The sequence below is a fragment of the Epilithonimonas hispanica genome (assembly GCF_003385395.1).
Classification (GTDB): Bacteria; Bacteroidota; Bacteroidia; order Flavobacteriales; family Weeksellaceae; genus Epilithonimonas; species Epilithonimonas hispanica.
This window is the reverse complement of the sequence record NZ_QNUG01000003.1, coordinates 30,333-42,955: the sequence shown is the minus strand read 5'-3', so window position 1 is coordinate 42,955 and position 12,623 is coordinate 30,333. Positions and strand designations below refer to the sequence as shown.

Sequence of the window (12,623 nt, the reverse complement as noted above, 5' to 3'; positions counted from 1 at the left end):
CTAAGCTAAAGTTTTCAAATAAGTTTCTGGAGTCATTATTGATAAACTGCTGGTTTTATAATCTTTGATATTTCTGGTTACGATGATTGTGATGTATTTTTCCATCTGTGCTGAAAAATTCTGCAGAGCATCTTCAAAATCCTTGAAATCAGAATCTAAAGCGTTTTGGACAGCTTGTCTATTTGTGACTGAAATATCTACTATCAATATTAAAGATTTTAAACTTTCAATCACTTTTTCGTGTTTAGCAGATTTTCTTAACAGATAATAAATATTGCTAAGCATTATAGCTGTTACAAATCCTTTTATTTCTCCTTTTTCGCAAAGGCTAAGCAATTTGGCGCTATCTTCGGAAAATGGTTTTCTATCAAAAAGAAAATCCAAAATAACATCAGTGTCAATGAGTATATGATGCATCACAGATATTTTTCGGACAAACGATTTCCTAATTCTTTTTTGTAATCAAAATCTTTTGGAGCTTTAAAAGACCCTTTCAAAGAGTCCACGATTGGTGTAGTTTCCTTCGGCTCCGAAGGCTCTACTTTTGTTAAAGCTTTTAAATAATTTTCAATCAAATCAGAAAGGCTTCTTTCTTTTTTGCGAGCATATTTTTTTGCTTTTTCAATAACAGATTGTTCTATGGTAAGCGTTAGTTTTGTGTTCATTATTAATAGATTGGCTAAACAAATATACTGAAAATAATTATAACACGTGTTTTTGCGTTTTTTATTATACGTGTTAGATTTAAGAGGAAGTGGAGTATGATTTTGTGGAAGCTTTGTAAATTATTCTCCGTGTGTTATTTTTATTATTTTACCATTTTTTGAATTCAAAATAATTAGAAAAACGCCACCGATTTCTGCTTTTTTTTTGTTCCATTTATAATCCAATAACTATCTTGGAATACTAAATTATATGGTCGTTGTCTTTTGATATTTTTTTCACCATAAGTATTAAAAAGAATATCTTCTGCAATGTCAACGGCATTCTTAGCGTCATTAATAGGTTTTGGAGGATAATTTAATCCTTGTTCTGAAAATGTTTCATTATTCAATATTGTTTTTTTTAATTCAGAATTTGAATATTCACGATTTTGATTCAATATAAATCTTTCATCTGAGCCGATTTTATCAGAACAGGATAAATTTAAAATCGCTATTAATACTAAACAAAATTTTCTAACCACTTATATAGATATAGATAATAACTAAACCGTCGCATTCCGAAAAGCCACCACAAAAGCCACCACAGAAGCAATAATTCCGATTGTGAAAACTGTGTAAGTTAGCCTTAATAAAGTATATTTTCTGTTCAGAACCACACCAAGATAATAGAGGTCTTTTATCATCGTATCGTAGAGATATTGTCGGTCTTTCATCATTTCTTTCATTGCCCAGATATATTCTTCCATTGGCATTTTGTGGAAATTTCCGAAGAAAAGGAGATTCACTTTTTTCTCTTCAATTTCCTTTCTGGTAAAGGTTCCGCTGGAGACTTTTGGTCTTGTGGACATTATTGCGAGAATAATACACGCCACACTAAACATAATCATCACAAATGACGGAATTACAAGATGCGCATTTCTCGGCGAATCTAGTTTTGGAATCAGTGTTGACAAAGCGATAGAAATAATAATGGCGTTGACGGAAAGTAAGATATTCGCTTTGCTATCAGCAATCTGGCTCAGTTTAGTATGGTTGTTCAGTGTCACTCGGAACATCGTTTCTATACCACGTTCAGGACTTTCCAGTTTCTCAAGCTTTTTCTTATTCAGAAGTGCTTTATCTTTTTCCAGACTGCTTTTCTCTTTTTTCTCTTCCTTCATATTTCTGATGGACGACAGTATTTTTTCAACATTTTTTTCCTTTTCAGGTTGCCAGTTCTCTTTCGCAAATTTAGTATAGAATTGATGCTTGGCAAAAAAACTAATATTCAGTTCTGCCCATTTCAGTTTACTGAATTTTTGATGATGAACTTCTTTGATTTCCTGTCTCAGATTCTCACAAATCCTGAAATAATCATCCGAAGCCAAGTGGTACAAATCCGCATCTTTTATGACTTCTTCCAGATGATTTTTTGGTTTGTAAAATTTGTCTGTAGCCAAAATCAACTCGCCAATTTTCTGGATTCGCTCTTCGCTGAATTGATTTTGTCTCAAAAAATCCTGAATCGCTTTCCTGCTTTCTTCCTCGTGATTTTCGCAGTCGCTGATGTATCCCAAATCGTGAAACCAACCTGCCAGAAGAAGATTTTCTGTGTCTTCGGGACCAACGTTTTCTGCTTTTGCAAGGATCTTTATTTTATCAACAACCTGAATCGTATGTTCCAGATTATGGTAAGTGTAATCAGAAGATAATCTATCTTTGAATAAATTTTTAACGTAATCTTCCGAAATTTTTAAAATATCCATAAAAGCAATTTGAAACAAATTTAAGAAAGTATAATGGCTTTTAAATTTTAATTTTGTTAAATATTGTTAGAGTTTCAGTAATTTTAAACTTTTAATTATAAAATAATAATTATGGCAGCTTAATCCGCCTTCCGTTCCCGCTTTTTTCTTTTTTGAGAAAAAGAAAAAGAGCTCCACTCAAGTCGGGCTGCAGATTCAGTTTTATAATAACATTGATTATAAAAAAGAAGTTTTGTCATTTTATAGAAATCTAAACAGCACTGAAATTTCTTAACAGAATAACAAACTGAATTTTTTTAGAAATATTTTATCAACCAGAGCAATTATGAAATATATATACCAACTTTCTTTATCAATAATAATTTCATTAGCTACAATTTCCTGTGCAGTTCAACAAGCCGATTACGGAAAGAATGCCAGAAATTTTGAAAAGAATTCAACCATAAAAGACAGCATCATTCATACATTTTATTTGGTTGGTGATGCTGGAAACCTTGACCAAGACAAAGCTTTCCAAAATATAAATATTCTAAAAGATTCATTGTCCAAAGCTTCTGAAAAAAGCACACTAATTTTTCTTGGCGATAATATCTATCCAGCAGGAATGCCAAAAAAAGAAGATAAAGAAAGAGGTTTAGCAGAGAAAAAAATCGATAACCAAATCTCATTATCCAATCAATTCAAAGGAAAAAAGATTTTCATTCCTGGCAATCACGATTGGTATAACAACGGCATCAAAGGTCTGAAACGTGAAGAAGATTATGTAACAGAAAAATTTGGGGACAAAAATACATTTGCGCCAAGAAATGGCTGTCCCATCGAAACCAGAAAAATCAACAAAAAGCTGACTTTGATTTTAGTCGATACAGAATGGGTTTTAGCAGATTGGAATAAGAATCCGAATATCAACGAAAAATGCGACATCAAAACCCGAGAAGATTTCTACACAGAATTCGAAGACCAATTGAATAAAAATCAAAACAAAACAATTGTCGTTGCAACGCATCATCCTTTGGTTACAAACGGTTCTCACGGCGGATATTACTCTTGGAAAAAGCAGGTTTTTCCTTTGGAAAATAAAATTCCTCTTCCAATTTTAGGTTCCATCATCAATTTGACGAGAGCAACCGGCGGAATCACGCATCAGGATATCAGCAATCAGAATTATAAAAATCTGGCAGACCGACTGAAAACTTTGATCAGCGGACGGAAAAATGTAGTTGTAGTTTCCGGTCACGACCATAATTTGCAATATATTGAGCAAGGCGACATCAGACAAATCGTGAGCGGTGCTGGTTCCAAAACAGAATCTGCAAAAGCTGTTGGAGCTAATGATTTTTCATTCGGAAAAAATGGATATGCGGAACTGAAAATCTCAAATTCTGGAAATGCAGAAGTGAGTTTCTACAACCTTAATCCGGAAAAATCGGAATTGTTGTTCAGAAAAACGGTTCTTGGAACCGAAGAAAAAACTTCCAAAGATTACCCGAAAAACTTCTCGGAATATACAAAGGCTTCAATCTATGATTCATCGATGACCAAGAAAAGTAAACTGTACGAATTTCTTTGGGGAAAACATTACAGAGATTATTATTCTAAGAAAATCGATGTTAAGAACCTAGCTCTGGACACGCTTTTCGGAGGTGTGAAAACAGATAGAGCAGGAGGTGGACATCAAACCAAATCGCTTCGTCTGGAAACCAAATCAGGAAACGAATATGTGATTCGAGCACTCAAAAAAAGTGGTGTTAGATTTTTGCAGGCTGTTGCGTTCAAAAACCAATATGTTGTAGATGATTTTGACGGAAGTTATGCGGACAAATTTTTGCTTGATTTTTATACAACTTCTCATCCTTACACACCTTTGGCAATTGGTGAAATGTCCGATAAATTGGGAATTCGTCATACAACACCTGAACTTTTTTACATTCCGAAACAGAAGACTTTGAAAAATTTCAATGAGACTTTTGGTGACGAATTGTATTATCTCGAAGACAGACCAATGGAAACTGAAGAAAATCCAAATAAAGTTATCGGAACTGATGAAGTCATCCTGAATCTTGCCAAAGATGAAAAGTATAAAATGGATGAAAAAGCTTGGATAAAAGCACGTTTGTTCGATATGTTGATTGGCGATTGGGACAGACATCACGACCAATGGAAATTCGAAGCTAAAAAAGAAAACGGAGATGTGATTTACAGCCCGATTCCGAAAGACAGAGACCAAGCATTTTCAAAATATGATGGATTGATTTTGTCTTTGGTAATGAGAATTCCTGATTTGAGACATATGCAAGGATTTGATAATAAAATCAGAGATATTAAATGGTTCAATCGCGAACCTTATCCTTTGGATCTAGCTTTTACAAAAAATTCTAGTGAAAAAGATTGGTTGGAAGTTGCCGATTTTATTCAAAATAATTTAACTGAAAATGATATCAGAAAAGCATTTGAAAATTTGCCGAAAGAAACTCAGGATAAAGTTTCCGAAGATTTGATTCAGAAATTGTTGATTCGTAAAGGTGATTTGAAAAAATATGCTTCGGATTATTTTAGATTCTTGGAAAGAAAAGTGATGCTGACAGGAACGGATAAAAAGGATAAAATTATTGTCACAAGATTGCCAAACAACGAAACCGAAATCAAAATCTATCGTTTGAAAAAATCAGGCGAAGAGTTGGATTCTTCCAAGATTTATTCAGGAAAAGAAACCAAAGAAATTTGGATTTATGCGCTTTCTGATGACGATGAGTTTGTTGTGGAAGGAAAATCAAATTCAAGTATAAAAGTTAGATTGTTAGGTGGTTTGGACGAAGATAAATACACCGTTTCTAACGCTAAAAACTTGAAAATCTATGATTACAAAAGCAAAAAAAATAACTTTGAAAATAAAGGAAAAGCTAATGTAACTTTAACCGACGATTACGATATCAATCAATATAATTACAAAAAACCGAAATATAACAGCACTTTGGTAATGCCAAATTTGGGTTTCAATCCTGATGATGCGCTTTCTTTTGGAGTTGTCGGAACTTATATTGTGAACAATTTTGTGCAAAATCCTTTTTCTCAAAAACATCAGTTAAAAGCCAATTATTTTACAGGAACCAAAGGTTACGAGTTGGCTTACCAAGGCATTTTTCCGCAGTTGACAGGCGGATGGTTTTATGGTTTAGATGCGAGAGTTACGAGTTCGCATTACATCAGAAATTTCTACGGAATAGGGAACGAAACTGTTAATTTGAATGAAGAATTTGGAAATCGATTTACGAATGTAAGAGCAAAAGAATTTGCGTTTTCTCCGTCTATTAATTGGAACAAAAATGCGTCAACTTTCTCAGCAAAACTGAAATATGAAGTTTTGAAAATTGATAGAACTTCAGACCGATATATTTCGTTGCCAAATGTTGTGAACGAAGATGTCTTCAATTCGAAACAATTTAGTGGAGCGGATGTTTCCTTTAATTATGAGAATTATGACAACAAAGCTAATCCGAAATTGGGAATGAAATTCGATGTACGAGCGGTTTACAATATGAATCTTGAAAATACCGACAGGAACTATACTTCACTCGAAACAGGGCTTGGTTTTTTACATTATTTAACGACTGATAAAAGATTGATTTGGTCTACTTATGCAAAAGCAAAATGGCTTTTGGGAGACGGTTATGAGTTTTATCAGATGGCGACTTTAGGCGGAAATAATGATTTGAGAGGTTTCCGATTTAATCGTTTTTATGGAAAAAATTCTTTCTTTGAAACCACGGATTTGAAATATGAAGTAGGGAAAATTAAAAACTCGATTTTACCTTTGAGTTATGGATTTTTTGGTGGATTTGATTTAGGAAGAGTTTGGAATCCGAATGAAAGTTCCAACAAATGGCACAATTCTTACGGTGGCGGATTTTGGTTGAATGCAGTTGATGCAATTTCTTTGAACGCTTCTTATTTCAATTCTTCTGACGGCGGAAGATTGGTGATTGGAATTGGCGGAACTTTTTAATAATTGGGTTATAATAACAATTTATTTAAAGACAAAAACGCCTTCAGGGTTTCAAACTCTGAAGGCGTTTCTTTATAAATGGCTACATTATTTCAACTTCAATTGATAAAGATTTCCCGTTTGTTTTTTTCCACCTTCGTCAGTCATTAAAATGGTATTTTCATCTTTGAAACATAAGCCTTCTTTCTGAGTATGATGATTCAATTCAATTTTTTCAACCTTTCCAGATAAGAAATTGTTGTCTTTCCAATTGGTGAAAATCCAAACTTTATCGGAGCTTAAGATGGCAACTTTATCTTTTTTAGGACTGATGTCTGCACTTGTCACAGCGCAATGGTTGAATTGCTCGCATGTCACAAAACTCCCGATTTTTTTAGCAGGTAATTTTTGAGACGAATTATTCTCAACTTCATATAAAACGGTTGTTCCATCGAATTTTGAACTTCTGTTTTTTGTAAAAAGATAAAACTTATTGTTATGAATAAAGAACGATTCTACGTCAAAAATTCGGTCTTTTTTCTTTGGAGGAAATTCGGTTTGTTCAGGATAATAGAATTGAACAATCGATTCTGCTTGTGCTTCATCCTTATTTAAATCCGAAGCCTTGATTTTATAAATAGCAAGATTCTGCCTTTCGTTATCATTATTTCCAAAATCTCCGATATAAATATTGCCTTCATCATCAGAAGTCAAATCTTCCCAATCGTTATTTTCAACATTAGAAATGGTGATTTGCTTTATTAATTCTCCTTTTTCATTGAATCCGAAAAGAACATTATGATTATGATTATCCTCAATTGTCCAAATCAATGGTGAAGCTTTCGAAATTTCACAAGCTGAAGCTTCTTTTATTTTTTTTGGTAGGGATGAAATAGTGGAGAAATTGTCCTGAGTTTGTGAACAGGAAAACGTAATAGATAATAATGCTAAAAAAGAAAGTGCTTTCATACGATGAAATTAATGAAATTACAAGACATAAAAAAATGCACAACCATAAAAGTTGTGCATTCTATCTTTGAAAAATTCAAATCTTAAAGAATCAACATTGCGTCTCCGTAAGAGTAGAATTTGTATTTTTCTTTTACAGCTTCCTCGTAAGCTCTCATTATGAAATCTTTGTTTGCAAAAGCTGCAATCATCATAATTAGAGTAGATTTAGGCGTGTGGAAGTTGGTAATCATTGCATTAGCAACACCAAAATCGTGAGGCGGATAGATGAATTTGTTCGTCCATCCTCTGTAAGCAGATATTTTTTTATTAGAAGAAACAGATGTTTCAAGCGCTCTCATTGTAGTTGTACCCACGGCAACAACTCTACGGCCTTCTTGAACAGCTCTGTTGATGATTTCTGCGTTTTTCTCATCAATAATCGCCTCTTCAGATTCCATTTTGTGCTTAGAAAGGTCTTCAACTTCGATTGGGTTGAAAGTTCCCAAACCAACGTGAAGCGTAATTTCAGCGAAATCAATTCCTTTGATTTCCAATCTCTTCATCAAATGTTTTGAGAAGTGCAGACCAGCAGTTGGAGCCGCAACAGCACCTTCTACTTTTGCATAGATAGTTTGATATCTTTCAGCATCTTCTGGCTCAACATCTCTTTTGATGTATTTTGGAAGCGGAGTTTCACCAAGTTCAGTCAATTTTGCTCTAAATTCTTCGTAAGAACCGTCGAATAAGAATCTCAATGTTCTTCCTCTTGAAGTTGTGTTGTCGATAACTTCTGCAACTAGAGATTCGTCCTCTGTGAAGAATAATTTGTTACCGATTCTGATTTTTCTTGCAGGATCAACCAAAACGTCCCAAACACGAGTTTCTGCATCTAGTTCTCTCAATAAGAAAACTTCGATTTTTGCGCCTGTTTTTTCTTTGTTTCCGAACAATCTTGCAGGGAAAACTTTTGTATTGTTGAAGATGAAAAGGTCTTTTTCATCAAAATATTCGATGACATCTTTGAAAAGACGGTGTTCGATAGTTTCAGTTTTTCTGTTAAGAACCATCAATCTTGCTTCGTCACGGTTTTCTGAAGGGTGTTCAGCTAATAATTCCGCAGGAAGGTCAAAATTAAAATCAGATGTTTTCATAAAATTTACGGATTTTATTTGTTTTAAATTTTCGAGGTGCAAAGATACGACATCAAAAAGCCTTTGTCAAGTAATTATTGATTTTTAAATCTTCTGTCATAATCTTGGTAAATATTTAGTGCTTTTTTTTGAAAATTAGTATTAATATTTGGTGTTTTCTAGAAAAAACAGTTAATTTAGTGCATTTAAAAGTTGTTTTTGTCAATTAATTTGCCTTGTTATGAGTATTGAAAACGAAAATCCTGAAAACGAAAAACTTAATTCTGAAGTCAATCCTTCTGAAAATCAATCAGTAGAAGAAGTGACAACAGAACAGGTTTCGGAAACCGAAACGCCTAATTCTGCATCTGAAGAAGTTGTTGCAGAAGAAAATTCTGAAACCGAAACTCAACATCAGGAAATCGAACTTGCAGAAGAAAATTATTCTAATCTTTCTCTGAATGAAACTTTGAATGAAATGGAAACTATCGTGAACAAAGACGATGCTTTTGCTTTTTCGAAAAAATTCAACGCGCTTAGAGATCATGCTAATCATAAATTGGCAGATGAGGTTGAAGACAAAAAACACGAATATCTTGAGCAAGGTAATCCGGAAGAACACTTCGAATTTCATCATCCACTAGCATCCAAACTGTCAGCGTTAGTCAATATATTCAAGGAAAAACTTGATGTTTTCCACAAAGCTCAGGAAGCTGATCATCAGAAAAACTTAAAGGAAAGATTGTCAATCATCGAAAGATTGAAAAACCTTTACACCAATTCTGAGCCAGGTGTCAATCTATTTAAGTCCATTAGAGAAATTAAAGAAGCTTGGGGTAATGCTGGTCAAGTGGCGAAATCCGAATTCAAAAATCTTAATAACAATTATTTCCATCATTTGAAAATGTTCAACGAAATGTTGGATCTTAATAAGGAATATCTTGAGCAGGAGTTTGCTCATAACCTTGAAAAAAGAGAGCATATCATCCAAAGAGCAAAAGAATTGTTGGACGAAAAAGTAGTTCAAAAAGCTTTGAATGAGTTGCAATATCTACACAAACTTTGGAAAGAAGAAGCAGAGCCAGTTGCAGAGGAATTCCGTGAGAAAACTTGGGATGAGTTCAAAGAAATTTCTAATAAAATCCACGAAAGAAAATCTGAACTGATTGCAGTTCAGGAATCTGAGCAACAAGAGAATCTTGATAAAAAGAATAAAATCATCGAAGAGTTGAAAACTCTGTCTGCAACTCAAAATGTTAATCATTCTTTTTGGCAACAAGCTATAAAAAGAGTGGAAGATTTGCGTACAGAATTTTTGAAAATAGGACCGGTTCCTAAAAAAATATCCAACCAAAATTGGACAGATTTCAAACAAACCTTGAGAGATTTCAATACCACTAAAAATGATTTCTACAAAAATCTGAAAGGTTCTCAGATTCATAATCTTGAGGAGAAATTAAGCTTGATAAAAACGGCTCAGGATAATATGAATTCTGAAGATTGGGATATTATAGTTCCACTGTTCAAAAAATTGCAGGAAGATTGGAAAAAGATTGGTCACGTTCCTAGAAGTCAGGCAAACAAAGTTTGGGATGATTTCCGTGATGCTTGTAATACTTTTTTCAAGAATTACAGAGATAAGAATAACGCAACAGGAGATAACTGGAAAGAAAATTATAAAAACAAAAAAGCACTTCTGGAAGAGTTGAAAGCTTTGATGGACGAAGAGGGTTCTGTAGAAAAAATTGAGAACATCAAAAATGCTTGGAATGCAATTGGTAAAGTTCCTAAAGATAAGTTGTCTATTAATACAGAATTCAACAAGACACTTAGAGAGAAATTAAAACTTAATAAGATTAATGAATTCGATTTGAAAGAAGAAAACCTTTCTGAAAGCCAATTGACAGATAAGGCAAGGAAAATCAAAAATCAAATTGCTGATTTGGAAGCTGAAGTTGTACAATTGGAAAATAATTTGGCATTCTTCAATAATCCAAGTAGAGAAAATCCTCTTTTGAAAGATACTTATAGTAAGTTAGATGCTAAAAAAGAACAACTTGAAAGCTTGAAAGTTACGCTTCATAACATTATCGCAGGAGAGTGAAGTTTTTGAATCTCAGAATATATAATATATTAATCCTCTTTTATAGGGGATTTTTTTGTCTAGATATCTAATGTAAATTATTATTAATAATCAATTTTTAAAAAATAAAATAAGTCTTATAAAAAAATGATATTTTTATAGCCCGATTATTAAAAAATATTCTATTTTGAAAAAATACTTATTCGTATTGTCTGTTTTGCCGGTTTTAGTTATTGCACAAGCTGCACCGGAAGGATACTACTCTGGAACGGAGAATTTGACAGGTTATCAATTGAAAACTAAACTTCACGATATCATTTCTACAAAAGTTTATAATTATCATTACGACGATTTGAAAACTTTGTATGGACAGACGGATATTGATAAGTATTATGATTACGATGCTAATAATTCAACTTATTTACTAGATATCTATTCTAATAATCCAACTGGTGAGACGGCTTATCATTATACTTTGAATGATATTGTTAGCTCCGCAGCTTCGGAAGGATTAGGTTGGAATCGGGAACATATGGTACCGCAAAGTTCTTTTAATAGTGCTTATCCCATGTATTCGGATTTGTTTTTTGTAATTCCGACCGATGGGAGAATCAATCAGCTAAGAAGCAATTATCCTTATGGAAAAGTTGCAAATGCGAGCTACACATTTACCAATGGTTCAAAACAAGGAACTAATGGGATTCTTGGTTCTAGTTATAAAGAAAGGGCTTATGAACCGATAGACGAATTTAAAGGTGATATTGCAAGATCTTTGCTTTATTATGTAGTTAGATATGAGGGAAAGTTAAGAAGTTTTAATTATAGTTCAAATGAGGATCCTGCGAAAGATAGAAATCCAATGGATGGAACAGAAGAAAGAGCATTTGAAAGTTGGTACATTGATATGTTGCTTTCTTGGCATCAGTTAGATCCTGTTTCACAACGGGAGATTGATAGGAATAATTCGGTTTATATTATTCAGAAAAATAGAAATCCTTTTATTGACCATCCAGAATGGATAGACTTGATTTGGAATCAGACACCTGATAATATTGCTCCATCGGCACCTTCTCAACTTACATTGGAAAGAAACTCTGCCTATTTTGTAAACTTGGTTTGGCAAGCGAACTCAGAATCGGATGTTTTAGGGTATAAGATTTATCAGGATGGCGTATTAACAGGAACTTCAAAAACCAATTCTTTTTCAGCCGATCATTTGATTCCTAATACAACCTATAATTTTTCTGTTAAGTCTTATGATTCTAGTTATTTGGATAGTCCGGAAAGTAATACTTTTTCGGTCACAACTTTGGAAACTGATATTTTTGCAAAAGATTTACAAATAATCAAATATCTTGAAGGAACTGAAAATAACAAAGCTTTTGAAATTGCAAACAGAACCGGACACAAAGTCAACCTTCAAGGTTATAAACTATACATTCAGTACAAAGGAACTGCTTATTATTTTGGAGAACCATTTGAATTGGAGGGCGAGGTAGAAAATAATCAAAGTTTTGTAGCAATCAATCCGAATGCGAATTTCAGTTGCTTCAATGTTTCTGATGCCAAATTCGTTACAGCAGCTCCGTCTCTTTCTTTTACAGGAAGCAACTATGTTGATCTTTCTTATAAATCCGAAACTGTAGATGCCATTGGAATCAAAGCTCAGGATAATGCCAATGCTAATAAGTCACTTTACAGAAACTCGAATGTTATCAATCCTACAGCAACTTTCGATGCAAACGAATGGACTTCTTACGCATCAGATTATTGCCAAGGTTTAGGCATTTTAGCGGTTAATGATGTTGTGAATCCTAATCTGGATTTCAAGATTTATCCAAATCCAGTGGTTGATAGAATCAATATTGCCGGCGATGTTAGCAAAGCGAAATCTGCGAAGATTTATGATCTTTCTGGGAAATTGATGAAAAATATCGGTAATCCATTTACAAATGAAAAATCAATTGACGTTCACTCATTACTTCCAAATACTTACATCCTGAATGTTGATGGAAAATCAATCAAGTTCATCAAAAAATAAAATTGGTTAAAATGTATTTCAAAAGT

Annotated in this window: 8 protein-coding genes and 1 pseudogene; 3 read left to right on the top strand and 6 right to left on the bottom strand. The window is 33.4% G+C overall.

Annotated features, from left to right (window positions below; all coding sequences use genetic code 11):
* From DRF58_RS01690 to DRF58_RS01670, 4 genes and pseudogenes are all read right to left on the bottom strand, one after another.
* Nucleotides 1-417 carry a PIN domain-containing protein gene (locus DRF58_RS01690; protein ID WP_116032101.1) on the bottom strand — a complete coding sequence of 139 codons (417 nt, stop codon included), beginning with the start codon at nucleotides 415-417 and terminating at the stop codon, nucleotides 1-3.
* The gene (locus DRF58_RS01685; RefSeq protein ID WP_116032098.1) at nucleotides 417-665 is read right to left on the bottom strand and encodes a DUF6364 family protein; all 249 of its coding nucleotides are present in this window, start codon (nucleotides 663-665) and stop codon (nucleotides 417-419) included. The genes DRF58_RS01690 and DRF58_RS01685 overlap by 1 nt, the downstream gene beginning before the upstream one ends.
* A gap of 120 nt (nucleotides 666-785) precedes the next feature.
* Nucleotides 786-1,186 (bottom strand): annotated as a pseudogene (locus DRF58_RS01675) (NTF2 fold immunity protein).
* Between the two features lie 21 nt (nucleotides 1,187-1,207).
* A complete protein-coding gene (locus DRF58_RS01670; RefSeq protein ID WP_116032091.1) occupies nucleotides 1,208-2,410 on the bottom strand; it encodes a Pycsar system effector family protein in 1,203 nt (400 codons plus the stop codon).
* A gap of 325 nt (nucleotides 2,411-2,735) precedes the next feature.
* On the opposite strand from DRF58_RS01670, the gene DRF58_RS01665 reads away from it, so the two are divergent.
* Nucleotides 2,736-6,413 carry a metallophosphoesterase gene (locus DRF58_RS01665; protein WP_116032089.1) on the top strand — a complete coding sequence of 1,226 codons (3,678 nt, stop codon included), beginning with the start codon at nucleotides 2,736-2,738 and terminating at the stop codon, nucleotides 6,411-6,413.
* 87 nt (nucleotides 6,414-6,500) lie between these two features.
* Here DRF58_RS01665 and DRF58_RS01660 read toward each other — a convergent pair whose 3' ends face one another.
* Together DRF58_RS01660 and queA are read right to left on the bottom strand one after the other, a co-directional pair.
* Nucleotides 6,501-7,361, bottom strand: a complete 861-nt coding sequence (locus DRF58_RS01660; protein ID WP_116032087.1) for a hypothetical protein — start codon at nucleotides 7,359-7,361, stop codon at nucleotides 6,501-6,503.
* An 83-nt stretch (nucleotides 7,362-7,444) separates the two neighbouring features.
* Nucleotides 7,445-8,494, bottom strand: coding sequence for a tRNA preQ1(34) S-adenosylmethionine ribosyltransferase-isomerase QueA (gene queA, locus DRF58_RS01655; RefSeq protein WP_116032085.1), 1,050 nt, complete (start codon nucleotides 8,492-8,494; stop codon nucleotides 7,445-7,447).
* A 220-nt stretch (nucleotides 8,495-8,714) separates the two neighbouring features.
* On the opposite strand from queA, the gene DRF58_RS01650 reads away from it, so the two are divergent.
* A complete protein-coding gene (locus DRF58_RS01650) occupies nucleotides 8,715-10,577 on the top strand; it encodes a DUF349 domain-containing protein (RefSeq protein ID WP_116032084.1) in 1,863 nt (620 codons plus the stop codon).
* 166 nt (nucleotides 10,578-10,743) lie between these two features.
* Nucleotides 10,744-12,597, top strand: a complete 1,854-nt coding sequence (locus tag DRF58_RS01645) for an endonuclease (protein ID WP_116032082.1) — start codon at nucleotides 10,744-10,746, stop codon at nucleotides 12,595-12,597.
* The last annotated feature ends 26 nt before the right edge of the window (nucleotides 12,598-12,623 follow it).

What these genes read in the sequence shown, in the direction of transcription:
- DRF58_RS01650 (WP_116032084.1), top strand. Translation starts at nt 8,715, where the DNA reads ATGAGTATTGAAAACGAAAATCCTGAAAACGAAAAACTTAATTCTGAA.
- DRF58_RS01665 (WP_116032089.1), top strand. Translation starts at nt 2,736, where the DNA reads ATGAAATATATATACCAACTTTCTTTATCAATAATAATTTCATTAGCT.
- DRF58_RS01660 (WP_116032087.1), bottom strand. Translation starts at nt 7,361, where the DNA reads ATGAAAGCACTTTCTTTTTTAGCATTATTATCTATTACGTTTTCCTGT.
- DRF58_RS01690 (WP_116032101.1), bottom strand. Translation starts at nt 417, where the DNA reads ATGCATCATATACTCATTGACACTGATGTTATTTTGGATTTTCTTTTT.
- DRF58_RS01685 (WP_116032098.1), bottom strand. Translation starts at nt 665, where the DNA reads ATGAACACAAAACTAACGCTTACCATAGAACAATCTGTTATTGAAAAA.
- queA (WP_116032085.1), bottom strand. Translation starts at nt 8,494, where the DNA reads ATGAAAACATCTGATTTTAATTTTGACCTTCCTGCGGAATTATTAGCT.
- DRF58_RS01670 (WP_116032091.1), bottom strand. Translation starts at nt 2,410, where the DNA reads ATGGATATTTTAAAAATTTCGGAAGATTACGTTAAAAATTTATTCAAA.